This window comes from Kitasatospora griseola (assembly GCF_044999035.1).
GTDB lineage: Bacteria > Actinomycetota > Actinomycetes > Streptomycetales > Streptomycetaceae > Kitasatospora > Kitasatospora griseola.
This window is the reverse complement of record NZ_CP173360.1, coordinates 78785-100649: the sequence shown is the minus strand read 5'-3', so window position 1 is coordinate 100649 and position 21865 is coordinate 78785. Positions and strand designations below refer to the sequence as shown.

Annotated in this window: 25 protein-coding genes; 12 read left to right on the top strand and 13 right to left on the bottom strand. The window is 74.8% G+C overall.

Annotation, left to right across the window (positions count from 1 at the left end; all coding sequences use genetic code 11):
• Nucleotides 1–344: 344 nt before the first annotated feature.
• Together ACI1MP_RS00540 and ACI1MP_RS00535 are read right to left on the bottom strand one after the other, a co-directional pair.
• A complete protein-coding gene (locus ACI1MP_RS00540; protein ID WP_404867326.1) occupies nucleotides 345–1763 on the bottom strand; it encodes an MFS transporter in 1419 nt (472 codons plus the stop codon).
• A 114-nt stretch (nucleotides 1764–1877) separates the two neighbouring features.
• Nucleotides 1878–2471 (bottom strand): TetR/AcrR family transcriptional regulator, encoded by a 594-nt coding sequence (locus ACI1MP_RS00535; protein WP_387999259.1) that lies wholly within the window; start codon nucleotides 2469–2471, stop codon nucleotides 1878–1880.
• 62 nt (nucleotides 2472–2533) lie between these two features.
• On the opposite strand from ACI1MP_RS00535, the gene ACI1MP_RS00530 reads away from it, so the two are divergent.
• The gene (locus ACI1MP_RS00530) at nucleotides 2534–2944 is read left to right on the top strand and encodes a hypothetical protein (protein ID WP_404867325.1); all 411 of its coding nucleotides are present in this window, start codon (nucleotides 2534–2536) and stop codon (nucleotides 2942–2944) included.
• 7 nt (nucleotides 2945–2951) lie between these two features.
• Here the strand turns inward: ACI1MP_RS00530 and ACI1MP_RS00525 are convergent, their stop codons facing one another.
• Nucleotides 2952–3533, bottom strand: a complete 582-nt coding sequence (locus ACI1MP_RS00525; protein WP_404870743.1) for a TetR/AcrR family transcriptional regulator — start codon at nucleotides 3531–3533, stop codon at nucleotides 2952–2954.
• Here ACI1MP_RS00525 and ACI1MP_RS00520 point away from each other — a divergent pair.
• Nucleotides 3466–4236, top strand: a complete 771-nt coding sequence (locus tag ACI1MP_RS00520) for an MFS transporter (RefSeq protein WP_404867324.1) — start codon at nucleotides 3466–3468, stop codon at nucleotides 4234–4236. The two genes, ACI1MP_RS00525 and ACI1MP_RS00520, sit on opposite strands and share 68 nt — an antisense overlap.
• Nucleotides 4237–4269: 33 nt before the next feature.
• Here ACI1MP_RS00520 and ligA read toward each other — a convergent pair whose 3' ends face one another.
• On the bottom strand, nucleotides 4270–6306 hold the full coding sequence (gene ligA / locus ACI1MP_RS00515; protein WP_404867323.1) for an NAD-dependent DNA ligase LigA: 2037 nt from the start codon (nucleotides 6304–6306) through the stop codon (nucleotides 4270–4272).
• Between the two features lie 92 nt (nucleotides 6307–6398).
• Here ligA and ACI1MP_RS00510 point away from each other — a divergent pair, with 92 nt between their 5' ends.
• Nucleotides 6399–6743: a hypothetical protein gene (locus ACI1MP_RS00510; RefSeq protein WP_380330542.1), complete on the top strand. Its 345-nt coding sequence runs from the start codon at nucleotides 6399–6401 to the stop codon at nucleotides 6741–6743.
• Between the two features lie 61 nt (nucleotides 6744–6804).
• Entirely contained in the window at nucleotides 6805–7353 is a 549-nt protein-coding gene (locus tag ACI1MP_RS00505) for a GNAT family N-acetyltransferase (protein WP_404867322.1), read from the top strand.
• Nucleotides 7354–7387: 34 nt separating this feature from the next.
• Here the strand turns inward: ACI1MP_RS00505 and ACI1MP_RS00500 are convergent, their stop codons facing one another.
• On the bottom strand, nucleotides 7388–8080 hold the full coding sequence (locus ACI1MP_RS00500) for a hypothetical protein (RefSeq protein WP_100584112.1): 693 nt from the start codon (nucleotides 8078–8080) through the stop codon (nucleotides 7388–7390).
• Between the two features lie 112 nt (nucleotides 8081–8192).
• Nucleotides 8193–8750, bottom strand: coding sequence for an EF-hand domain-containing protein (locus tag ACI1MP_RS00495; RefSeq protein ID WP_380330533.1), 558 nt, complete (start codon nucleotides 8748–8750; stop codon nucleotides 8193–8195).
• Nucleotides 8751–9028: 278 nt separating this feature from the next.
• Here ACI1MP_RS00495 and ACI1MP_RS00490 point away from each other — a divergent pair, with 278 nt between their 5' ends.
• The 3 genes from ACI1MP_RS00490 (at nucleotide 9029) to ACI1MP_RS00480 (ending at nucleotide 11536) form a co-directional block, all read left to right on the top strand.
• Complete coding sequence (locus ACI1MP_RS00490) at nucleotides 9029–9532, top strand: hypothetical protein (protein WP_404867321.1); 504 nt, start codon at nucleotides 9029–9031, stop codon at nucleotides 9530–9532.
• 140 nt (nucleotides 9533–9672) lie between these two features.
• Nucleotides 9673–10341 (top strand): peptidylprolyl isomerase, encoded by a 669-nt coding sequence (locus tag ACI1MP_RS00485; protein ID WP_404867320.1) that lies wholly within the window; start codon nucleotides 9673–9675, stop codon nucleotides 10339–10341.
• A 151-nt stretch (nucleotides 10342–10492) separates the two neighbouring features.
• Nucleotides 10493–11536: a polysaccharide deacetylase family protein gene (locus ACI1MP_RS00480; RefSeq protein ID WP_404867319.1), complete on the top strand. Its 1044-nt coding sequence runs from the start codon at nucleotides 10493–10495 to the stop codon at nucleotides 11534–11536.
• 117 nt (nucleotides 11537–11653) lie between these two features.
• Here the strand turns inward: ACI1MP_RS00480 and ACI1MP_RS00475 are convergent, their stop codons facing one another.
• On the bottom strand, nucleotides 11654–12055 hold the full coding sequence (locus ACI1MP_RS00475; protein WP_404867318.1) for a hypothetical protein: 402 nt from the start codon (nucleotides 12053–12055) through the stop codon (nucleotides 11654–11656).
• Between ACI1MP_RS00475 and ACI1MP_RS00470 the strand changes: the two genes are divergently transcribed.
• From ACI1MP_RS00470 to ACI1MP_RS00450, 5 genes are all read left to right on the top strand, one after another.
• Nucleotides 12042–12803 carry an ABC transporter ATP-binding protein gene (locus ACI1MP_RS00470; protein ID WP_404867317.1) on the top strand — a complete coding sequence of 254 codons (762 nt, stop codon included), beginning with the start codon at nucleotides 12042–12044 and terminating at the stop codon, nucleotides 12801–12803. The genes ACI1MP_RS00475 and ACI1MP_RS00470 overlap by 14 nt on opposite strands.
• Nucleotides 12800–14158 (top strand): FtsX-like permease family protein, encoded by a 1359-nt coding sequence (locus tag ACI1MP_RS00465; RefSeq protein WP_404867316.1) that lies wholly within the window; start codon nucleotides 12800–12802, stop codon nucleotides 14156–14158. The genes ACI1MP_RS00470 and ACI1MP_RS00465 overlap by 4 nt, the downstream gene beginning before the upstream one ends.
• Nucleotides 14159–14204: 46 nt before the next feature.
• Nucleotides 14205–15419: a sensor domain-containing protein gene (locus ACI1MP_RS00460; protein ID WP_404867315.1), complete on the top strand. Its 1215-nt coding sequence runs from the start codon at nucleotides 14205–14207 to the stop codon at nucleotides 15417–15419.
• A gap of 61 nt (nucleotides 15420–15480) precedes the next feature.
• A complete protein-coding gene (locus ACI1MP_RS00455; RefSeq protein ID WP_404867314.1) occupies nucleotides 15481–16314 on the top strand; it encodes a nucleotidyltransferase domain-containing protein in 834 nt (277 codons plus the stop codon).
• Nucleotides 16315–16533: 219 nt separating this feature from the next.
• Nucleotides 16534–16776, top strand: a complete 243-nt coding sequence (locus tag ACI1MP_RS00450) for a hypothetical protein (RefSeq protein ID WP_404867313.1) — start codon at nucleotides 16534–16536, stop codon at nucleotides 16774–16776.
• 7 nt (nucleotides 16777–16783) lie between these two features.
• Here the strand turns inward: ACI1MP_RS00450 and ACI1MP_RS00445 are convergent, their stop codons facing one another.
• The 6 genes from ACI1MP_RS00445 to ACI1MP_RS00420 form a co-directional block, all read right to left on the bottom strand.
• Complete coding sequence (locus ACI1MP_RS00445) at nucleotides 16784–17446, bottom strand: LuxR C-terminal-related transcriptional regulator (RefSeq protein WP_404867312.1); 663 nt, start codon at nucleotides 17444–17446, stop codon at nucleotides 16784–16786.
• A gap of 77 nt (nucleotides 17447–17523) precedes the next feature.
• Nucleotides 17524–19302: an ATP-binding cassette domain-containing protein gene (locus ACI1MP_RS00440; RefSeq protein ID WP_404867311.1), complete on the bottom strand. Its 1779-nt coding sequence runs from the start codon at nucleotides 19300–19302 to the stop codon at nucleotides 17524–17526.
• Nucleotides 19299–19574, bottom strand: a complete 276-nt coding sequence (locus ACI1MP_RS00435; RefSeq protein WP_404867310.1) for a hypothetical protein — start codon at nucleotides 19572–19574, stop codon at nucleotides 19299–19301. The genes ACI1MP_RS00440 and ACI1MP_RS00435 overlap by 4 nt, the downstream gene beginning before the upstream one ends.
• On the bottom strand, nucleotides 19571–19924 hold the full coding sequence (locus tag ACI1MP_RS00430; protein ID WP_404867309.1) for a hypothetical protein: 354 nt from the start codon (nucleotides 19922–19924) through the stop codon (nucleotides 19571–19573). The genes ACI1MP_RS00435 and ACI1MP_RS00430 overlap by 4 nt, the downstream gene beginning before the upstream one ends.
• Nucleotides 19921–21633, bottom strand: coding sequence for an ATP-binding cassette domain-containing protein (locus tag ACI1MP_RS00425; protein ID WP_404867308.1), 1713 nt, complete (start codon nucleotides 21631–21633; stop codon nucleotides 19921–19923). The genes ACI1MP_RS00430 and ACI1MP_RS00425 overlap by 4 nt, the downstream gene beginning before the upstream one ends.
• An 83-nt stretch (nucleotides 21634–21716) precedes the next feature.
• Nucleotides 21717–21842, bottom strand: a complete 126-nt coding sequence (locus tag ACI1MP_RS00420; RefSeq protein WP_100584098.1) for a SapB/AmfS family lanthipeptide — start codon at nucleotides 21840–21842, stop codon at nucleotides 21717–21719.
• Nucleotides 21843–21865 lie beyond the last annotated feature (23 nt).

Here is a 21865-nt window from a genome sequence, read left to right as displayed (position 1 = left end):
TCCGGATCCTGCGGGGGCGTGGGGGAGGCCGGCGCGCTGCGCGGAGTACGGGGGCGGCCGACCGGCCGGATGGCGCGGGAGTCGGGGGAGTTGTGCGTCGGTGCGATCGGGCCCGGGTGGAAGCGGGCGGAGCCCGGCTCGGTGATCCGGCGCGAGCCCGTCCCGCCGCGCGCGGTGCGCGAGCGGTTCGTCGGTCCGACCGGCTTCGGGCGGGAGAGTCGAAGGGTGCCACGGGGCTTGGGGGCGTGCGACGTCGACCGACCCTTCCGCCCCCTCGAAGAGCAGGCCGCCCCACTGCACCCGGCCCGCTGCCCGTCCGCCGCACCCGCGCGGGAGCGGGTGTCTCAGTGCGCGTGCATCCCCGCCGGTCGCTCCGCTCGGCCCGGGGGGACGAGGGCCGGGGTGAGGGCGGCCGCGAGGAGGGCGGCGGCGGCGAGGGTCAGGTGGGCGGCGGGGAAACCGGCGGAGGTGTGGGCGACGATGCCCGGGGCGGCGGCGGTGGAGGCGGCCGCGATGCCGATCGCGCCGCCGACCTCGTGGAAGGTGTTGACCACGCCGGAGGCGACGCCCGCCTCCTCGTGCGGGACGAATCCGAGCGCGGTGGTGGTCGCGCAGACCAGCACCGGGACGACGCCGAACGCGGCGAGCGTCAGCCCGGCGACGGTCCAGAGCGGCCCGTCCGTGACCGCGAGCAGCCCGCTCCCGGCCGCGGCCAGCAGCAGGCCGCCCGCGGCGACGGTCCGGACGCCCGCGTGGGCCAGCAGATGGCCCGTCAGGTGTGCGGCGACGGCGGTGCCCGCCGCCATCGGCAGGACCAGCGCGCCGGTGGCGAGCGCGGACAGGTGGCGGACCTCCTGCAGGTAGAGCGAGCCGAGGAAGACCAGGCCGAGCAGCAGCGCGGTGGCGACCAGCATCAGCAGGGACCCGGCGGCGACCGGGCGGCGGGCCAGGAGGCGGACGTCCAGCAGCGGGGCGGCCGTCCGGCGCTCCAGCAGGACGAACAGGCCGTAGAGCACCGCCGAACCGAGGGACGGCAGCAGCACGGAGGCCGAACTCCAGTCGTGGTCACCGGCGTTGACCAGGCCGAGGATCAGCGCGCCGGTGGCGGCGGTGACCAGCAGCGCCCCGGGCAGGTCGATCCGCCGGTCGCCGGCGGCCGGGGCGGGCGGGAGGAGTGCGGGCAGGGCGGCGAGGACGGCGAGGCCGACCGGCAGGTTGACGAAGAACACCCAGTGCCAGCCCGGTCCGGCGGTGAGCAGTCCGCCGAGCATCGCGCCCGCCGCGAAGCCGATCCCGCCGAGCATCGCCCACACGCCGAGCGCCCTGGTGCGCTCGGGGCCGTCGAACGCCCGGGTCAGTGCGGCCAGCGCGGCCGGCGAGACCAGCGCCGCCCCCACCCCTTGCGCGGCCCGCCCGGCCAGCAGCGGGGCGGGACCGTCGGCGAGTCCGGCCGTCAACGAGGCGGCGGTGAACAGGAGCAGGCCGACCGTCAGCATCCGGCGCGCCCCGAACGCGTCGGCGAGCCGCCCGCCCAGCAGCATCAGCCCGCCGAAGCAGAGCGTGTACGCGGTGACCGCCCAGGTGAGCGCGGAGCGGCCGAGGTGCAGGTGGGCGCCGATGGCGGGCAGCGCGACGTTGATCACCGTGATGTCCACGATCAGCATGAACTGGGCCAGGCATAGCACCCCGAGCAGCAGTCGGCGGCGCGGGTGTGCGGCGGTCGGCGGGTGGGTGGACGGTGGGTGGTGCGAGACGCCGTGCATGGAGGACCCCCAGTAACTCGAACAGTGGTGTACGGGTTAAGGGATATCAGAGAACCGGGTAAGTTGAACAGTGGTGTTCAGGTTGGTCGGACCGGTGGGGAAATCCCGGACGGGTCAGGCGAGTTGGGTCAGTGCCCGGGCGGCGTCCGCGAAGAACTGCTCGTCGGCGGTGTCGGCGAGGCCGAGCACCACGCCCTGGGTGAGGCCGACGAACAGCGCCCGCAGTGCGCTGACCAGGCGCTGCGCCTGATTCGCCGTCACGGTGCGGTCGCCGTGCCGACGTCCGGTGAACAGCTCGACCAGCTGCGCCTCCTGGGCGCGGATCGAATCGGCCAGCCGGGTGCGCAGGTCGGCGTCGTGCACCGCCATGTCCAGCAGGGTCACCTGGAGCGAGAGCGCGGCCATCGCGTCGGGGGCGTCGCAGCCGCGACGGTAGTGGCGGGCGAAGGCGTCGACCGCTGCCGGCAGGTCGAGTTCGGGCGGCAGGGCCTGTTCGAGCTCCGCGTAGTGCGGGCCCAGATGGTCGGCGACCACGGCCACCACCAGGCCGTTCTTGCTGCCGAACAGCGAGTACACCGCTCCGGTGGTCACTCCGGCGAGCCGGGCGATCTCGTCCAGCTTCGCCCGGTAGCCGTCCCGGGAGACCAGCTGGAGGGCGGCGTCCAGCAGTGCCCGGCGGTTGCGTTCCTTGGCCTCGGCCCTCGTCATTCGCATAAGCTGATTATGCTCGTAATCTGGTTACGAGAAACCACTCGGGGAGGGGTGCTCGCATGGCGAGGAACATGACGGCGGGAATCGTGGCGGACGGTGCCTTCAAGGTGCTGCTGGCAGCGGTGTTCGGACTCGGGGCGGTGCAGGTCGGCCGCCAACTCGGCGTCGCGCCATGGCTGATGATCTGCTGCGGGGTGGCCCTGTTGATCTGCGGCGAGGCCGAGATCCGGTTCGTGCGGCGGCGGCCGGCGCGCACGTTCACCCGGCTGATGATCGGTTACGACACCGGATGGGTGCTGACCGCCGCCGTCGGCCTGCTGCTGGCGCGCGGCGGCAGCAGCGCGGGCGGGGAGGTGTGGATCGGCTACCAGGTGCTCGCACCGCTGGTGTTCGCGGCGGTGCTGAGCCGGGGCCCCGAGAGCCGGGCCCCGGAGGGTCCGGCCCCGGAGAACCCGGCCCGGAAGAGCTGACGGACCGTCAGGGCTGCTGGTCCAGGACGCCGTTGACGACCGTGTGCAGGTGACGGCGGAAGCGGTCGAGGACCGGCAGGTCGAGCGGGCCCAGGCGGCGGCCGGCCGGGTCGATGACGCCGGCCTGGCCGAAGGAGTGGGACGTCCAGACGATGGTGAAGACCAGCATCTCGACGTCCACGCCCGAACCCAGGCCGGCCCGGTCGAGCACCTCGCGGACGGCGGCGGCGACCTCGGCGACCAGCGGGCCCGCGAACTCGGTCTCGATGTCGGCCAGATCGGCGCCCTCGGCCAGCCAGCGGCGCATCCACAGGGCCGGCACCTCGGGGTGGCCCAGGCAGAACGACAGGTAGGCGTCCACGAAGGCGAGCAGCGCCGCCCGGGTCTCCTCCGGCGACGGCCCGCAGGCGTGCAGCCGGCGGACGGCCGCGGTCACCACCTCGCGCTGGGCCAGGTGCGCGCGGCGCATCACCTCGCGGTACAACTCCGGCTTGGCGCCCACGTGGTAGGACACGGTGGCGATGTTCAGCCCGACCGCGTCGCCGATCGCGCGGGTGCTGGTGGCGTCGTACCCGCGCTCGGCGAACAGGCGGGTGGCGGTCGCCAGGATGCGCTCGCGCCACTCCGCCCTCGCCGACCTGCGGATCGCCGGCCGGGACCGCGACTTCCGCGCCCTGGTGCTGTCGTACCTGTTCACCGGCACCACCACCCACCTGTTCCTGGCCGCGCTGCCCTACGTCACCCAGTACCTGTTCCACAACGCCAAGCTGACGGCGCTGTTCATGGGGCTGTTCCTGGCCCCCGCGATGTTCGCCGGCCCCGGCTGGAGCGCCTGGTCGCGGCGGATCGGCAAACAGCGCGGACTGCTGCTCTCGCAGGCCGTGTTCGCCGCCGGCTCGCTCGCCCTGCTGCCCGGCGCCCGGCTCGGCGGTGGCGCCGGCACCGCGCTCACCGCCGTCGTCGTGATGGCCATGGGCATAGCCTTCTCCGGCCTGCAGCTGTTCGCGTTCTCGATGCTGTCCGACGCCGTCAACGGCGCGGGCTCCGTCAAAGCCGGCGCCTACACCGGCGTGTGGACCGCCACCGAAGCCACCGGCACCGCCGTCGGCCCCTACCTGTACTCCGCCGTCCTCGCCCTCGGCGGCTTCGTCTCCAGCACCGGCGGCCACACCGCCGCGCAGAGCGGCACCGCCCTGGACGCGCTGCTGCTCGGCTTCACCGCCCTGCCCGCCGCGCTGATGGCCGTCGCCCTGTGGTTCCAACGCCGCTGCACCCTGGACCGCACCCCGTGACCGGCGCGATCGCGCTGATCGGCACGCCGTTGATCAGGTCTGCGGCAGGTGCTCCGCGACCAGGGCGGCGAACTCGTCCGGGGAGACGATCCGGATGCCCAGCTCCTCGGCCTTCGCACGCTTCGAGCCGGCCTTCTCGCCCGCCACCAGCAGCGTGGTGCGCTTGGACACCGAGGACGAGGACTTGCCGCCGGCCCGCTCGATCAGCTCGTTCATCTCGTTGCGGGACAGCTCCGCCAGCGGACCCGTCATGCTGCCCGTCACCACCACCGCCTGACCTGCCAGCGGGCCGCCCGCCCCGGCGGGCTCGTCGGCGGCCGGCGGGGCCTGCGGCTCGGTGACGGCGGTGCCCACGCCCTGCGCGGCCAGCCGGTCCAACAGGTCGGCCAGCTCGGCGAGTTCGGTCACCAGCAGGCGGGCCTTCTCCGGGCCGATGCCGTCCACCGCCGCCAGCGTCTCGGCGTCCGCCGCGCGGATCGCCGCCATCGAGCCGAAGTGCGCGGCGATCCGGCGCGACATGCTGCGGCCGGTGCCGCGGATGCCGAGCGCGCAGAACGCCCGGTGCAGCGGCTGGCTGCGGGCCGCGTCGATCGCCGCCAGCAGATTGTCCGTGGAGGTGTCGCCCATCCGCTCCAGCGCCAGCAACTGCTCCCGCGTCAGCGTGAACACGTCCGCCAGATCCGCCACCAGGCCCGCCTCCACCAGCTGCACCGCGCGGGTCGAGCCGAGACCCTCGATGTCCAACTGGTCGCGGCCCGCCGCGTAGATGATCGACGCCACCGCCTGGCAGTTGCGGCCCCGGCTGCACCGCCAGCGCTGCTCGCTCGTGTCGATCGCCTCCCCGCAGCGCGGGCACGCCGCCGGGAAGACGATCGGCCGCTCCGCGCCGGTGCGCTGCTCCACCAACGGCGCCTCCACCCGCGGAATGACGTCCCCCGCGCGGTGCACGAACACCCGGTCGCCCAGCATCAGACCGCGCCGCTCGATGTCGGCCGGGTTGTGCAACGTCGCGTACGTCACCGTCACGCCGTCGATCACCACCGGCTCCAGCACCGCCCGGGGCGCGATGATTCCGGTGCGGCCCACGTTCCACTCGACGCCCAGCAGGGTGGTCACCTTGTGCTCGGCGGCCAGCTTGCGGGCCACCGCCCAGCGCGGCGCCCGCGAACCGTTGCCCGCCTCGCGCTGGTCCGCCGCCTCGTCCGCCTTGATCACCACACCGTCGATGCCGAACGGCAGCGCCGCCCGCATCGCCTCGATCTGCGCCACCCGCTCCTGCACCTGATCGACCGTCACACAGCGCACCGGCGCCGCGTCCGTGGTCGCTGCGGTGTTCGCCCCCAGCTCGGCCAGGCGGGCCAGCAGCGCGCTGTGCGCCAGCTCCTCCTCGCCGAAGCCGACGGCGCCGTACGCGAAGAACGTCAGCTCCACCCGGTACGGGCGGTCCTTGGCGCGCAGCGTGCCCGCCGCGCCGTTGCGCGGGTTGGCGAACGGGAGCGCGCCGTGCGCGGTGCGGACCTCGTTGGCGCGGTCGAACTGCTCACGGGTGAACAGCACTTCGCCGCGCAGCTCGACGTCCACCGGCTCGGCCAGGACGGCCGGCAGGCCCAGCACGTCGCCCGCCGCGTGGCTGATCTCCTCGCCCGTCAGGCCGTCGCCGCGGGTGATCAGCCGGTGCATCCGACCCGCCCGGTAGCGGGCCGCGACGGCCAGCCCGTCCAGCTTCGGCTCCACGCACCAGGCCGCCACCGGACGGCCCAGCCGGCGCTCCAAGGATGCCGCCCAGTCGGCGAGTTCCTCCACCGAGAAGACGTTGTCCAACGACAGCATCGGCACGCTGTGCGGCACATCGCCCTGCACCGCGCCACCCGCCACCTTGCCGCTCGGCGACTGCGGCAGCACCTCGTCCGGGTGCTCCTCCTCGTAGCCGGCGATCGCCCGCAGCAGGGCGTCGTACTCGTCGTCGCCCAACGGGGTGGACCCGTCGCCGTAGTAGGCGGCCGCGGCCGCGACGGCGGTGGCGACGGCATCGGCGTAGGCGCCGGGGGAGAGCAGAGCGGTGTCGTTCATGCACGTATGGTCTCGTGTCGCACTGACATTCGGGCCTGGTGCCCGTCGTGCACCACTTCCAAGATCACCCGACATTCCCTAGGGTGACGGCCATGACAAACCCGGGGAACGACACAACTGACGTGCACATCAGCCTGATCGGCGGCACCCGCCTCGAAGGCGCGGAGATCCACACCCGCACCCTGACCGCCTCCTTGGTCGGCGGCGCCGACATCGACCTCACCGACGTCGACATCCCCGACGGCGCCGAACTGCGCATCACCAAGCTCAGCCTGGTCGGCGGCGTCCACCTCCGGGTCCGCCCCGACGTCCGGGTCAAGGTCACCGGCATCCGCCTCGGCGGCGTCAGCGACGACGGCCCGACCGTCGCCGGCGGCCCGACCGTGCATGTCGCGGCCTGGGGGCTGGTCGGCGGGGTCCGGGTGAGCCGTGACTGACGTTCCGTCAACAGATGGCATCGGTCGGGAAGTTGACCGGAGGAGTCGATCGGAGCACCGGGTGGGCGTCCTGCTGTCGGTGCAACCGACCGCGGGCCTGCCCGCCCTGCGGCTGCGCCCCTGGCAGGTCGACGACGTCGACGCCCTGGTGGCGGCGCACCGGGACCCGACGATGCGCCGCTGGCTGCTGACCGTGATCGACGACGAGGCCGATGCCCGGCGCTGGATCGACGGCCGGCGCCGGAGCTGGGCCGCCGGGACGGCGTTCGGCTTCGCCGTTCAGGAGGAGGGAGGCGCGGGCTTCGGCCCGCCGGTCGGCCACGTGAACGTGAAGGTCAGGGCCGAGGGCGTCGCGGAAGTGGGCTACTGGACGGCGGCCCGGGGTCGCGGGCGGGGGTTGGCCTCGCGCGCGCTGGAGGCCGTCGTCGGGTGGGCCCTGGCCGAGGGTTCCGCCGTGCCGTTGGCGCGGCTGGAGCTCTTCCACGCCGTGGGCAACCACGCGTCGTGCCGGGTGGCCGATCGCTGCGGCTTCGCCCTCGAAGCGGTCCTTCCCGCCCGGCCGCCGGCCTTCCCCAACGAGGGCCACCTGCACGCTCGACGCGCCCGCTGAGGGTACTGCCCGCTCCCCAGGGGGTGGCGGTCCGTCAGGGGCGGTCGGCCGGGCCGTGGGCACGGAGTTGGGCCGGGCGGCCCGCGGGGCGGTGCCAGGCGAGGTCGAGGCCCGCGGCACGGAGGGCGATGCCGAGGGCGTGGCGCATGGCGTTCTGGACGGCGGTGCGGGTGTCGGGCTGTTCGCCGTCCCGACGGGGGAGACGGGGGGACGGGTTCCAGTCGAGGGCGGCCAGGCCGGCCGGGTCGCCGGCGTGCAGGACGATGCCCGCGCCGCCCGGGCGGGCCGCCACGGGCAGGCCCGCCAGGGTCGCGCTGCGGCGGACGGCCGTGACGATGTCCGCCCGGACGCCCGGGGCCACCGGCGGCGGGGCATCCGCGTCCGGCGGTGCGACGGCCGGGCGGTCGGCGGCGCCGCGCACGGTGGTGCGGTCCGCGTCGAGGCCGAGGGCGGGCAGCAGTTCGGCGAGCGCGTTCTCGACCGCGTCGGCGACCAGTTGACGGGCCGTCGCCGCCGGGCGCTGTCCGTCGCCCGCCGTCGCCGCGTCCTCCAGCCGGGGCGAGGCCAGCCAGCGCAGCACGATCGCCGCGCCGTCCGGCCGCAGGTGGACGCCGGGCCCGTGGCCGCCGTGCGCGACCGGCAGGCCGGCCAGCAGCAGGGCCTCCGTCACCCGGTCCGCCAGCGCAGGATCCAGTTCCGATGTGACCTCAGTGGTGAGCGTGTCCACCCCGACCCCTCCTCCGCGGCGCGGGCGGTCCGCGCCGCCCCGCGGAGAGGGTATCCATGGACATGCAGAGTTCAACAGAGTCCCGGGACAGTTCGCGGACGGGTCGGCGCGGTCACCCGGGGAGCGGGCCGCAGAGCAGGTTGCCCGGGTCGGCCGGATTGTCGCTGATCCAGAACTGGGCCCACAGCAGGGCGAATTCGGAACGGCCGAGGTAGCCGTCGCCGTCCCGGTCGAGCAGCTCGAAGACGTCGGCGGTGTCGACCTCCTGCCCGTGCCAGGTGTCGACCAGCCGACGGTGCTCGGCGCGGGAGATCCGGCCGTCGCCGTTCTCGTCGACCGCGTCGAAGACCGCGTCGGAGGTGGCGTTGACGTAGTCGAGCATCGCGGGCAGCCGGTCCACCGTGGCGAGGACCTCGTCCAGGCCGACTTTGCCGTCGCCGTCGCCGTCGCCGTCGCCGTCGCGGTCGGCGGCTGCGGACAGGTGGTCCCACCAGCCGAGCATCACCTCCGAGACCCGGCCCGCCAGTTCCGGATCGCCGGCCACCCGGGGCAACCGGTGCCAGCGGGCGGTGAGGTCCTGGAAGTCGGCCTGGTCCAGGTGGCCGTTCCGGTCGGTGTCGAACGCCAGGAACATGCCGGTGAGCTTGCTGCGCCGGAACTCGCCGGCCAAGGGAATCCGCCTCTCTCGGGGGTGCACTGCCGTGATCCTTTTCCCGTCGGCCGGTTCCTGCGCCGGCGCACCGCGGTGCGGCCCCGGGCCTACCGCGCTCCGGGGGCGTGCGGGCGGGGCCGCGCGCGGGCACCCTTTCGAGGCGGGCCCGGGCGGTGGGGCGGATCGATGAATGCCGCTGTCATTGCTCGTTCATTGCAGGTTTACTGCCAGGCCGCACAGTGGTGACACGGCCGACGGAGAGACCGGCGGCCGTCTCCAGGGGGGAGAGAACAATCATGGGGACCTACGTCCGCATCGCCGGCGCCGTCACGGCCGCCGCCGCGCTCGCGCTCGCGCTGACCGGCACGGCCTCGGCCGCCACCACCACCACCGAGACCGCGAAGGCGTCCGCCGCGCCGGCCGTCACGACTGCCGCCCGCAGCACTGCCGTCAAGCTGAACAACTGGACCGGCTGCACCCTCACCCGCGAGAACTGGTGGCTCTCGCACGGCATCTGGACCTTCGACCCGCCGGTGCACATCTACAACGGGCAGCAGGGCAGCTGGGCCTCCGAGTCGAACGGCTTCGCCACCGGCACCGAGGGCTACGCCCGGTTCTTCGCCGAGAACTGCGCCAACCCGGTCCTGAACAGCCGGAGCATCCAGGTCCACTGGAACAACCCGTACGTGGGCTCCAACAGCTACGACTCCAACGGCACCGACGTGAAGTTCTACGTCCCGCAGCCGGCCGGCGGCGGCGGCAACAACGCCACCGCCGAGTTCTCCGCCTGGGGGCTCTGACCGCTCCCGCAAGGGAACGGCAGGCAACGGCAAGGGTGCGACAGGCGCGGTCCCGGGTGTGGGTGGGGCCGGAGTGGGCAGATATGGCAGGTCCCTGATCAATTCCGATGGATGATCAACTCCGTTGGGGAGGCCGCCAGATGAAGCGCAAGTCCTGGGCGCTGCTCACCGCCCTGTCCACCCTGCCGCTCGCGCTGTCCACCACCGCGGTGGCCGCCGAACCGGCGGCCGCCGCAGCCACCGCCGGCGCCGGGTGCGTGTACTCGCCCGCGGTGCCGGCGGACAACTTCAAGGGCATCCCGGTGTTCGACGCGAAGAAGGCGGCCAAGCCGTACAGCGCCACCCTGCGCACCACCCAGGGGGCGATCACCTTCAAGGCGCTGACCGACAAGGCCCCGTGCACCACCTTCTCGTTCCGGTTCCTCGCCGAGCGCGGCTACTACGACCGCAGCCACTGCCACCGCCTCACCACCCAGCGCCTGTACGTCCTGCAGTGCGGCGACCCGACCGGCACCGGCAGCGGCGGCCCGGGCTACTCCTTCCCCGACGAGAACCTCGAAGGGGCGACCTACCCGGCCGGCACCGTCGCGATGGCCAACGCGGGCCCGGACACCAACGGCAGCCAGTTCTTCATCGTCTGGAAGGACACCAAGCTGCGGCCCAACTACACCCCGTTCGGCCAGATCACCGGCGGACTCGACGTGCTGCAGAAGATCGCCGCCGGTGGCGAGGACGACCAGAACGCGCCCGGCGACGGCTTCCCGAACCTGCCGGTGAACTTCCGCAAGGTCAGCATCTCCGGCCGCTGAGCCGGCCGGCGCGGCCCGTCGCCGTGCGCGGCGGGCCGCCTCGCCACGTCACCGTTTCCCCGCACAGGGGTTGACGCGTCGTCAGCAGCTCCGGGAAGCTCCCGACGGTTCTCGCGGCCGCCCGGCCGCGACCGGCGGCGAGGGGGCCATGATGCGCTGTTCGGGAATCGCCTGGACCGGCTCCGGCTTCGAGGTCGCCGTGCTCGACGAGAACGGCCGCGCCGCCGCCCCGCCCGCCCGGTTCGCGACCGGGCGGATCCGCGCACTCACCGACCATCTGCTCGGCCTGCAACGGGAGTTCGCCGCCACCGGCGAGTGCCTGCCGACCGTGATCGACTCCACCAACGGCATACTGGACGGCGGCCTGATCAACGCCGGCCTGACCCTGTACCGGGCCGACCCGTGGGTGCTGCCGCCGCGTCCCGCGTTCGGCTCCGTCCCGGCCGAGGACCTCGCCGCCGCCGCACTCCGCGACCCGGACGCGGTGGTCCGGCTGACCGTCGAGACCGGCACGTTCGGCGACCGCGCCGCGCAGACGGCCGCCGAGATCGACGCCAGCGTCCCCGCCCTGGAGCGGATGCGCCGCGCCGGTCGCTGCCTGGTCTCCGGCCACCGCGAACGCCCGGTGGTCGCCCTCACCTTCGACGACGGCCCCAACCCGCCCTGCACCGGCCGGATCCTGGACGTCCTCGACCGGTACGCCGTCCCCGCCACCTTCTTCTGCGTCGGCCTGCACGTCCTCGCGCACCGCGCCGAACTCGAACGGATGGCCGCCGCCGGCCACCAGATCGCCAACCACTCCTGGTCCCACCCCTACCTGCCCGACCTCGGCAGGGGCGAGGTGCTCGCCCAGCTGGAGCGCACCGACGAGGCGATCGCCCGAGCCGTCGGCGAGGACGGCCCGCGGATGTTCCGGCCCCCGTACGGCTCCCGCACGCCCGACGTGCTGCGCCGGCTCACCGAGGGCGACACCACCGTGGTGCTGTGGGACGTCGAACCGACCGACTGGGCGCGGCCCGGCGCCGAAGCCATCACCCGGGCCGTCCTGGAACAGACCCGCCCCGGCTCGGTGATCCTGCTGCACGACGGCGGCGGCGACCGCTCGCAGACCGTGGACGCCCTGCCGGGCGTGATCGAGGGCCTGCTCGACCGCGGCTGCACCTTCGCCCGGATGGACGGGCTGCCGGCGGCCTGACGGCGGGTCGGGCGCACGCCGGCGTCCGTGCTGCCGGGCACGCCCCCGGGCGATCGGGAGTGCTTCCGGCGCACAGAGCTCCGCCCCACGTCGAGGTCGCGGGGCGGAGCAGCCGGGTCAGCTCCCGGTCAGAACACGCCCGGCCCCCTGCTGGTCGGGCTGGCCGCCGAGCCCGGTCGCCATCGAACAGGCCATGTGCGCGAGCGGCGCAGGCATTAAGCCGCCCAGCAGGTCGACGCACTCGTCGATGTCACCTGCCGCGGCGAGCGAGCACGCCTGCTTCGCGAGCTCCGCCGGAACGCCCGACTGGACGGCCGCCGTGACGCACTGCTGGCTGGTGGCACGGGCCTCGGGCGTGGCAGCCGACTCGCCCCGACGGGCGGGCGCCCGTACCTCCGACGGGCGGACGCCCGTGCCTCCGACGGCGGGGGTGCGGTTTTCCGAACCCCGAAGACGGGTGCTGGCACGGGCGAAACGGCAGGTGGGCGCCGCGCACGATGAAGACATGACCAGTTTCACCACGAGTACCGAGACGGAGATCGCCGCCCGGGGCGAGGAACTGCACCGCGGCTACCGGCGCGCTGGCAGCGACATCCCCGTGCTGCGCGGAGTGACGGTGGAGTTCCGGCGCGGGACGTTCACCGCCGTGATGGGCCCGTCCGGCTCCGGCAAAACCACTCTGCTGCAGTGCCTGGCCGGCCTGGACCGGCCCGACCGCGGCCGGATCTGGTGGGGCCCCACCCCGATCGACGCCCTGCCCGAACGCCGACTCGCCCGCCTGCGCCGCGAACAGGTCGGCTTCGTCTTCCAGGCGTTCAACCTGATGCCCGGCCTGACCGCCGCCCAGAACGTCGAACTCCCCGGCCGAATGGCCGGCCACCGTCCGCCCCGCGCCACCGTCCACCAGGCCCTCGCCCGGGTCGGCCTGGCCGGCCGCGAACGCCACCGCCCCGCCCAACTCTCCGGCGGCCAGCAACAGCGCGTCGCCATCGCCCGCGCCCTGGTCTCCCGCCCCCGCATCCTCTTCGCCGACGAACCCACCGGCGCCCTCGACCGCACCACCGGCGCCCGGATCCTCCACCTCCTCCGCGAGACCGTCGACCGCGACGGCGCCACCTGCGTCATGGTCACCCACGACCCCACCGCCGCCGCCCACGCCGACCGCGTCCTGCTCCTCACCGACGGCCGACTCGTCACGGAACTCCACCACCCGACGGCTCGTCAGGTCGCCGACGCGCTCGCGGGGGCGGAGGGAGGGAAGCGGTGATCGGGGTGCTCGCGTGGGGGCAACTGCGGCGGCGGCCCGGTGGGTTCGCCGGGCTTGCGGTGGCGTTGCTGCTTGCGGTGGCCACGGTCACCGCGCTCGGGGCGCTGTTGGGGGCCGGTGGTGGGCGGGGCGAGGTGCGGGGGCCCGGAGTGGGGGTGATTGTCGGGGCGTTCGGGGAGATCACTGTGCTGGTGGCGTTCTTCGTCGCGCTGAACACGCTCGGGTTCGCCCTGCGGCACCAGTACCGGGACCTCGCGCTGCTGCGCACCGTCGCCGCCACGCCCCGGCAGATCCGCCGACTGGTGCGGCGACAGGCCGCGTTGACGGTGGTGCTCGTCGCCGTCCCCGGCGCACTGCTCGGCGCCGCCGCCGCGCGGGTCCTCCTCGCCGCGCTGCAGCACCGGGCGATGGCCGCCCCCGACGCCCGGATCGGCGGAGTCCTGCCTGCCGCGGCGGTCGCCGTCGCGGTGACGCTGCTGGTGGCCACCGCCGCCGCCACCCTGGCTGCCCGCCAGGTCACCGCGCCCACCCCGGCCGCCGCTCTCACCGACGGCTCCGGCCCCGACCGGAGGCCCGGCGTCGTTCGCCTGCTCGCCGCGGGCACCGCGTTCACCGGCGGGGCGTTGCTGGTGCGTCTCGCCGCGACGCGTCCGCCCGCCGAGGTCGACAAGGCCGCGCAGGCCACCCTGCTCAGTGCCCTCGTCCTGCTCGTCGGCGTCGCGCTGGCCGGACCGCTGCTCGTCCCGCTGGTGACCGTCCCGCTCGGTCGGGTCGTGCGTGCCCTGCTGCCCGTCGCCGGATGGCAGGCCGAGGTGAATCTGCGCGGACACGCCCGCCGGGCGGCCTCCGCCGTCGTGCCGATCGCCCTGCTCGGCGGCCTGTCCGCCACCATGGCCGTCATGACCGGCACCGCTCTGCACGCCGTCGCCGGACCGCCCGGCGGGGCCACCTCCGCCACCGACAGCTGGCTGCGCCAGGCCGAGCTCGGCCTGCTCGGCTCGTTCGGCGCGATCGCCACCGTCACCACCCTCGCCGCACTGACCGGCGAACGTCGCCGCGAGTTCGCCCTGCTGCGGCTGCTCGGTGCAACTCGCCCGGACGTACTGCGGGTTGTCGCCCTGGAGGCCGTTCTGACAGCTGCGCTCGGCCTGCTCCTCGGTGGCGCCGTCACCGCCGCCACCACCGTCGCGTTCAGCCTGGCCGCCACCGGGAGCCCGGTGCCGACCGTCCCCGTTGCGACCTGTCTGTGGATCGCGGCCGCGGCTGCGCTGCTCACCGTTCCCACGGTGCTGGCGGCCGCGACCGTGGCGATGCGGCAGGCCCCGGCGGCCGTGATGGGCGGTGCGCAGGAGTGAGCCGGGGGAGCATGATCGTCGTCGGGACGGGAGACGGAGGTCGGCGATGAGCGAGCGGGTACGGCGGTGGTGGGCGGTGCGGCCCGGGGAGGTGGGGTTCCTGGTGGTCGGGCTGCCGGCGGCGGTGCTCGGCGGGGCGTACGCGCTGGCCGCGCTGTACGCCGGAGTGCTGCTCTCACTGACGGTCGTCGGGCTGCCGGTCACCGCGCTCGCGCTGGCCGGGGCCCGCCAACTGGGCGCACCACAGCGGTGGTTGACGGGGCGCATGCTCGGCGAGAACGTCCCCGCGCCGGGCCCGGCCGCCCGGCCGGACGGCGCTGTCGCCCGGATCGGGGCCGCGCTCGCCGACACCGTCGCCTGGCGCACCCTCGGCTACCTGCTGCTGCGCCTGCCGCTCGGCGTGCTCGGCCTCGCCGTCGTCCTGCTGCCGCTGGGCTGCGGCTGGCTGCTCGGATTCCCGCTGTGGCTGCGCCTGTTGGAGGACGGCCCGCACCCCGCGACCCTGCTGGACGTCGCCGCACCGCTGCTCGGGCTCGTCCTGCTCGCCCTCACCCCGCCGCTGCTCCGCCTGGCGGCCGACGCCAACCGGTACCTGGCCCGCCACCTGCTCGGACCGGCCCGCACCCAGCAGCGCGTCGAAGACCTGGAGGCTGCTCGGCACACGCTGCTCACCACCGGCGCCGAGCGGCTGCGCCGCCTCGAACGCGACCTCCACGACGGCACCCAGGCCCGACTGGTCGCCCTCGCCATCACCCTCTCGCTCGCCGACGACACCCTTACCGACCACACCGACCCCCGACTGCGCACCCTCCTCGGCCGCGCCCGCACCCAGACCGACGACACCATCGCCGAACTGCGCACCCTCACCCAGGGCCTGCGCCCCACCGGCCTGGACGGCGGTCTCGCCGAAGCCCTGCCCGCCCTCGCCGCGGGCTGCGCCGTACCGGTCACCCTCGGCGTCGACCTGCCCGAGCGGCCGGACGAGGCGGTCGAACAGGCCCTCTGGTACTGCGCCGCCGAGCTGCTCACCAACATCAGCAAGCACAGCGCCGCGAGCGCCGCCCGACTCACCGTCACCACCGGCGCCGCCCGGATCCGCCTCACCGTCCACGACGACGGCCGCGGCGGCGCGAGCGCGGCCCCCGGCCACGGCCTGCACGGCCTCGCCGAACGCCTCGCCGCCGTCGACGGAACGCTGCGGATCAGCAGCCCGCCGGGCGGCCCGACCGTCGTCACGGCGGAACTGCCCTGTCGACTGTGAGGGTCGGTAAGGAAGTTCGGTGTTACGTTGGTCTGCTTTGCTCCGGTCGGAAGGAAAGCGGATGGACATTCCCACCTTGCACGGCAACTTCCTCGACGAGGCCCTCCCGCGCATGCGGCAGGACGGGCGGTTCGCCGGCGTGGCGCTCACCGGATCGATCGCGGCAGGAGACTGCGACGAGTACTCGGACGTGGACCTGGTGCTGGCCGTCGACGACACGGCGTACGACGCGGTCATGCGGGAACGGCTGGCGCTGATCGGCTCCTGGACCTCGCTGGTGGCCGGCTTCACCGGGGAACACGTCGGCGAACCTCGGCTGATCGTCACGCTCGTCGGGCCGCCGCTGCTGCACGTGGACTTCAAGTTCGTCCGGGCCTCCGACTTCGCCGAGCGGACTGCGGACCCGGAGATCCTCTGGGACCGGGACGGCCAGCTGGTCGAAGCCCTCGCCGAACGGCCGTTGGCTGCCTCGGAGTTCGACCTCCAGTGGATCGAGGACCGGTTCTGGGTCTGGGTGCACTACGGGGCGACGAAGCTCGGCCGCGGAGAACTGTTCGAGACCATCGGCTTCCTCTCCCACCTGCGCGACACCGTCCTCAGCCCGCTGGCCGCCCACCGCGCGGGTGCGGACCCGCGCGGTGTACGCCGCCTGGAGACCGTCGCCCCCGAAGCGGCGCACGCCCTCCGGGCCACCCTGTGCGGCTACGACCGCCGGGAGGCCGGACAGGCGATCCTCGCCGCCGCCGAGCTCTACCGCCGGTGGTCCGCGGAGGTCGGCGGAACGACCGTCGAACGCCGTCACCACGCGGAGAAGCTCGCCTTGCAGTACCTTCACGGCGTCATCGAGGAAGTCTCCGAGGAACGGTGGGAGTGCACGAGCAGCAGACCGGAGTGACGGAGTCCGATCCGGACTGGGATCCGGACGAGCACGTGCGGTACGCGCGCTACCGGCGGGCGTACCGCCGACGTGGCGCCGGAGGACGGGGCCGGGCTGGTCGCGCGGGTGTTGACCGATCCCGATGGGGCGGTGGCCGGCAGTGCGGTCCGCGGGTATCTCGACCGGCGGGCCGTCGAGCTGTTCACGGACCCCGGGTATCCCGCCTGACGTGCGGAGATGGCCGAGGTCGTGGCGGCGAACGACTTCATCGCCCGGCGGCTGCGCGAGTGGACCCTGCTGCGAGCGGCGGCGGTGGGCGAGCCGTGGGAGGTCGACGAGCTGCTCGCGGCGACCAACTGGTGCCAGCTCCACGCCGCCGAGACCTCGGCGGCCGGCGCCGCCCTCGCGGCACTGGTCGAGGGCGGACGCGCCAAGCGCATTCGCAATGCCGCCAAGTCGCGGACAGAGAAGGTGAAATGACGGCCTGTCAGGACATCTCGGCGAGGTAGGCCAGTACGGCCAGGACCCGGCGGTTGTCGGCCGGGGAGGCGTGCAGGTCGAACTTGGTGAAGACCGCGGCGACGTGCTTCTCCACCGCCCGCTCGGTCACCGAGAGCCGTTCGGCGATTGCGCGGTTGGAGCGGCCCTCGGCCATCAGGGCCAGCACCTCGCGCTCACGGGGCGTCAGTTCGTCGACCGCGCTGCGGCGGCGGGCGCGCATCAGGTGGGTGACGACCTCGGGGTCGAGCGCCGTGCCGCCCGCCGCGACCCGGTGCAGGGCGTCGACGAACTCCGAGGTGCGGGCCACCCGTTCCTTCAGCAGGTAGCCGAGGCCGGCCGCGCCGTCCGCGAGCAGGCGGGTCACCCAGCCGGTCTCCAGGTGCTGGGAGAACACCAGCACGCCGACCTCCGGCCAGGACCGCCGGATCCGCAGCGCCGCCCGCACCCCCTCGTCGGTGTGGGTGGGCGGCATCCGGACGTCCACCACCGCCACCTGCGGGCGGTGCTCCGCGACCGCCGCGAGCAGTTCCTCGCCGGTGGCGACGGCCGCCGCCACCTCCAGACCGCGTACCGTCAGCAGCTCCGTCAGGCCGTCCCGCAGCACCGCCGAGTCCTCGGCCAGTACCACCCGCAGTCGATCATCCGTCATTCGATCATTGTGGGGTACGGCCGACCGCTTCCTGCTCGGAGCTGCTCGTCCGTCAGCCGGTCGGCGCCCGGTCGAGGTCAGCGCGGGCGACGGGTGAGCGACCAGGCGGTGGTGTCGAGGTGGAGGACCCGGTCGGCACGGGCAGCCTGGGAGGGGCGGTGGGTGATGGTGAGGAGGGCGCCCGGGCGGGTGCGGAAGGCCTGGTCGATGCGGAGTTCGGCGGTGGCGTCGAGGTGGCTGGTCGCCTCGTCGAGGATGGTGAGCGGGGCCGGGCTGAGGTAGGCGCGGACCAGGGCGACGAGTTGGCGTTCGCCGGGGGAGAGGGCGGCAGGACCGACCGCGCCGTCGAGGCCGCCGTGACGGTCCGTCAGGGCGGCGGCGCCGAGGTCGTGCAGGGCCTGGCGGAGGCGGGCGGTCGACAGGGACGGGTCCGGCCAGCGGAGGTTCTCGGCGAGGGTGCCGGTGAACAGGTACGGCTCCTGCGGGAGCAGCATCCGAAGGGCGGCGAGCGCGGTGGGGGAGAGCTGCGCGGCGGGCAGCCCGGACAGCAGGACGTGGCCGCGGTCCGGGTGGAGCAGCCCCGCGGCGAGCGCGCCGAGCGTCGACTTGCCGGTACCCGACGGCCCGACGACGGCGAGGTGCTCGCCGTCCCGGAGCGTCAACCGGAGGTCGCGCAGCACCGGTTGGGCGTCGCGCCCCCACGCGAAGTCGACGCCGCGCAGTTCGAGGGCCGGCGGGCGGGGCCTCCGTCGGACGGGGGACGGGGGTGCGACGGCGGGCTTCTCCTCCTCGGACGCGGCGGTGGTGGCGAGCCGTTCGGCGGCGACGGTCAGTCGCAGCCAGGACGGCCCGAGGCCCTGGACCAGCAGCCGCAGGGCCGGCTCCAGGGTGCCCAGCAGGTAGGCGAGGGCGCCGAGCAGCGCACCCGGGCTCAGGCCGTGGTGGAGCAGCGTCGGGGCGGTCAGGGCCAGGACCGCGAGCGGGCCACGGGCACCCAGCGCGACCAACAGGTGCCGGGTGGCTGCCAGTCGGGCCAGCGCCCGGCCGGCAGCCTCGTTCGCTGCGACGTCGGACAGCACCCGGTCGACCGCCTGCTGCTCCGCCCCGCAGGCGGTCAGGTCGCGCAGCGCCGTCATGGTGCGCAGGGCGGAGGCGGTGAGTTCCTCCTCGGTGGTGAAGAGCTCGCGCTGGCGGCGGGCCATCCGGGGCGTGAGGGCGGCGAAGGCGGCGATCGAGAGCAACAGGGGCGCGCAGATCGGGACGAGTGCGCCGGGCGCGAGCGTGGCGGTGCCGGCCACGACGGCGACCAGGGTCAGGGCGAGATGGGACACCAGCAGCAACTGCCCGGCCAGGCTGTCGCGCACCGCCTCGACCTGACGGGTGATCCGGGCGACCGCGACGGCCGCCGTGTCCGGATCGGGACGGGTGGCGGCCGTCTGCCGGAGCGCACCGTCGGCCGTCGCCCGCAGCAGGCGGTCCCGGGCCGGCTCGACGATCCGGGCGAGCGGACGGTAGGCGTTGCGGGTCCCCCACGCGGAGACGGCCGCGGCGGCGGCGAACAACGCCAACCAGCCCCAGCCGGTGCCCGGTTGGCGGGCGAGGAACCCCCGGTCGACGGCCAGCGCGAGGGCCTTCCCCGAGAGCGCCGCGGGCGCGGCGGACAGCACCGTCCAGCCGGCGAGCTTCCAGAGCTCCGGCAGACTGCCGGCCAGCGCGACACGCAGCAGCGCGAGACCCGGACGGGACGGGGGCGCGCCGGACGGCCGCGACGGAGGCGGGGCGTCGGACTGACGCGGTGTCGGAGGATGCGGCGGGCGGGGTGCGGCGAGTGGGTGGGTTCGGTCGGGTGAGGTCATGGTGTGGGCCCCGTGGGGTCGGTGGGGTCGGTGGTGAGGAGGGCGCGGTGGGCAGGGGAGGGCCGCGGGGTCCGGTGCGGGGCGAGGATGCGGAGGCGGCTGCGGAGTGCGGCGAGGGCGGTGTGTTCGGCGGTCGCGTCGAGGCTGCTGGTGGTGTGGTCGAGGAGCAGCTGGCGGGTGTTTCGGCCCTGGGTGCGGGCGAGGCCGACGTGTTGGCGTTCGCCGTCGGGTCGCGAGGTGTCGGGTGGGTGGGTTCGGTCGGGTGAGGTCATGGTGTGGGCCCGGTGGGGTCGGTGGTGAAGAGGGTGCGGTAGGCGGGGGAGGTCCACAGGGTCTGGTGCGGGGCGAGGGCGCGGAGGCGGCCGTGGTCGAGCCAGGCGACCAGGTCGGCGTGTGCGGCGAGGGCGGCGCTGCGGGTGGCGCACAGGCGGGTGCGGTGGGCGGCGTGGGTGCGGAGTGCCGTGAGGACGGTGGATTCGGCGGTCGCGTCGAGGCTGCTGGCGGTGTGGTCGAGGACCGGCAGGTGGGTGTTTCGGCCCTGGGTGCGGGCGAGGCCGACGTGTTGGCGTTCGCCGTCGGGTCGCGAGGTGTCGGGTGGGTGGGTTCGGTCGGGTGAGGTCATGGTGTGGGCCCGGTGGGGTCGGTGGTGAAGAGGGTGCGGTAGGCGGGGGAGGTCCACAGGGTCTGGTGCGGGGCGAGGGCGCGGAGGCGGCCGTGGTCGAGCCAGGCGACCAGGTCGGCGTGTGCGGCGAGGGCGGCGCTGCGGGTGGCGCACAGGCGGGTGCGGTGGGCGGCGTGGGTGCGGAGTGCCGTGAGGACGGTGGATTCGGCGGCCGTGTCGAGGCTGCCGGTGGCGTGGTCGAGGACCAGCAGGCGGGCGTCCCGGCCCAGGGCGCGGGCCAGGCCGACGCGCTGGCGTTCGCCGCCGGACAGCGGGGCGTCGGACGGCGGGGTGCGGTAGCCGGCGGGGAGCCGGCGCAGGAACGCGTCCGCCCCGACGGCACGCGTCGCGGCAACCAACTGCAGCTCGGGGGCGTCGAGTTGGCCGAGCGCCAGGGCCTCCGCGATCGTCCCGCCGTACAGCACCGGATCGGCGAACGCCACAGCGACGGCCGCCCGCAGCTGCTCCGGGCGGACGGCGGCGAGGTCGGCGTCGTCGAGTCGCACCGCGCCCCGTCCGGGGCGGAGCAGACCGGCGGCCAGGGCGGCGACGGCGGAGGTCGCGGCGTCGTCCGCGCCGACCACCGCGACCCAGGCGCCGGCCGGGACGGTCAGGTCCAGGTGGTCGAGCAGGAGGCCGGAGCCGGTCCGGACCACCACCCGCCGGAACTCCAACCTGCCCTCGCCGGGCGGAAGTTCGGTGGTGCCCGGGGCTGGAAGCGGGACCGCTTCGAGCTCGGCCAGCCGGACGGCGGCGGACCGCGCCCGGGCCAGGTCCAGCAGGCTCTGGGCTGCGCCGAAACCGCCCAGGCCGACCGTGGCGTAGGCCATCGCCGCGGCCAGACCTCCGGGGGTCAGGCGCCCGGCGGCGAGGTCCGCGCCGGCCACGGCCAGCACGGCGACCTGGGTGGCGGGGGCCAACAGGCCGACCTTCCAGGCGGTTTCACGCTGGCTGCGCCACAGCGCGTGGCCGTGCCGGGCGAGCTCGGGCAGTGGGCGCAGCACCCGGGTGAGCTCGGTGGAACGGGCGCCGGCGGCGGCGATCGACGCACTGCCGCGCAGCGCCTCCACCAGCCGGGAGGCGATCTCGGACTGCGCGGCCTGGTAGGACTCGCCATGCCCGGCGGTGCGGCGCACCTGACGGCGGATCAGCAGCCAGCCGGCCGGCGCGGCGAGCAGGAACGCGACGGCAGGGCCGGGCGAGAGCAGGAACAGGCCCGTCACCGCGCCCGCCGCGGTGACCAGTTGGGCGACGGTGTGCACCACGGCCGCGCCGGCCAGCGCGGCCTGCGGGGCACTGCCGGTCAGCCGGGCCGCGATGTCGCCGGCCGTCGGGCCACCGGCCGCGCCCGACGGCACCGTGTCCGCGCCGACCCGCCGGATCACCGCCGAACGCAGCGCGCCGCCCACCGCGGCCGCGCCGCCGGGCGCGGCGTACTGCGAAGTGGCCTCGGCGACCGCGGCCACAACGACCAGGACCAGCAGCGGAGTTGCGGACGCCGGGCCCGCGCCGGCCAGGATCCGGTCGATCGCCCCGGCGAGCGCGCGGGGCAGCAGCAGGGTGCAGACGGTGCCGGCGGCGACGGACAGCGCCAGTGCGACGGTCCACCGCCGCTTCAGCGCCAGCACGGACCGCAGCACGGGGACGGGGGCGGGCGAGGCGGTGGGCACGGGGGCTCCCGGTGTGCGTGGCCGAAAGGGCGCCGGACATGCGGAGCCGGCCGTGCGCGAGGCGCACGGCCGGCCGGGGTTGCTCAGAGACAGAGCAGGGTGCTGACGGTGCTGTTGGTGCAGTTGACGACACTCAGGGAGCTGAGCACCGAGCGGTACTCGGTGGTCTCCTCGGGGGTCTCCAGCGCCTGCAGGTCGAGGATCGCCATGACAGTCTCCTAACGGGACACAG

What these genes read in the sequence shown, in the direction of transcription:
- ACI1MP_RS00460 (WP_404867315.1), top strand. Translation starts at nt 14,205, where the DNA reads ATGAGCGAGCGGGTACGGCGGTGGTGGGCGGTGCGGCCCGGGGAGGTG.
- ACI1MP_RS00535 (WP_387999259.1), bottom strand. Translation starts at nt 2,471, where the DNA reads ATGACGAGGGCCGAGGCCAAGGAACGCAACCGCCGGGCACTGCTGGAC.
- ACI1MP_RS00540 (WP_404867326.1), bottom strand. Translation starts at nt 1,763, where the DNA reads ATGCACGGCGTCTCGCACCACCCACCGTCCACCCACCCGCCGACCGCC.
- ACI1MP_RS00485 (WP_404867320.1), top strand. Translation starts at nt 9,673, where the DNA reads ATGAAGCGCAAGTCCTGGGCGCTGCTCACCGCCCTGTCCACCCTGCCG.
- ACI1MP_RS00420 (WP_100584098.1), bottom strand. Translation starts at nt 21,842, where the DNA reads ATGGCGATCCTCGACCTGCAGGCGCTGGAGACCCCCGAGGAGACCACC.
- ACI1MP_RS00455 (WP_404867314.1), top strand. Translation starts at nt 15,481, where the DNA reads ATGGACATTCCCACCTTGCACGGCAACTTCCTCGACGAGGCCCTCCCG.
- ACI1MP_RS00480 (WP_404867319.1), top strand. Translation starts at nt 10,493, where the DNA reads ATGCGCTGTTCGGGAATCGCCTGGACCGGCTCCGGCTTCGAGGTCGCC.
- ACI1MP_RS00430 (WP_404867309.1), bottom strand. Translation starts at nt 19,924, where the DNA reads ATGACCTCACCCGACCGAACCCACCCACCCGACACCTCGCGACCCGAC.
- ACI1MP_RS00435 (WP_404867310.1), bottom strand. Translation starts at nt 19,574, where the DNA reads ATGACCTCACCCGACCGAACCCACCCACCCGACACCTCGCGACCCGAC.
- ligA (WP_404867323.1), bottom strand. Translation starts at nt 6,306, where the DNA reads ATGAACGACACCGCTCTGCTCTCCCCCGGCGCCTACGCCGATGCCGTC.
- ACI1MP_RS00445 (WP_404867312.1), bottom strand. Translation starts at nt 17,446, where the DNA reads ATGACGGATGATCGACTGCGGGTGGTACTGGCCGAGGACTCGGCGGTG.
- ACI1MP_RS00450 (WP_404867313.1), top strand. Translation starts at nt 16,534, where the DNA reads ATGGCCGAGGTCGTGGCGGCGAACGACTTCATCGCCCGGCGGCTGCGC.
- ACI1MP_RS00510 (WP_380330542.1), top strand. Translation starts at nt 6,399, where the DNA reads ATGACAAACCCGGGGAACGACACAACTGACGTGCACATCAGCCTGATC.
- ACI1MP_RS00470 (WP_404867317.1), top strand. Translation starts at nt 12,042, where the DNA reads ATGACCAGTTTCACCACGAGTACCGAGACGGAGATCGCCGCCCGGGGC.
- ACI1MP_RS00530 (WP_404867325.1), top strand. Translation starts at nt 2,534, where the DNA reads ATGGCGAGGAACATGACGGCGGGAATCGTGGCGGACGGTGCCTTCAAG.
- ACI1MP_RS00440 (WP_404867311.1), bottom strand. Translation starts at nt 19,302, where the DNA reads ATGACCTCACCCGACCGAACCCACCCACTCGCCGCACCCCGCCCGCCG.
- ACI1MP_RS00520 (WP_404867324.1), top strand. Translation starts at nt 3,466, where the DNA reads ATGTTCAGCCCGACCGCGTCGCCGATCGCGCGGGTGCTGGTGGCGTCG.
- ACI1MP_RS00490 (WP_404867321.1), top strand. Translation starts at nt 9,029, where the DNA reads ATGGGGACCTACGTCCGCATCGCCGGCGCCGTCACGGCCGCCGCCGCG.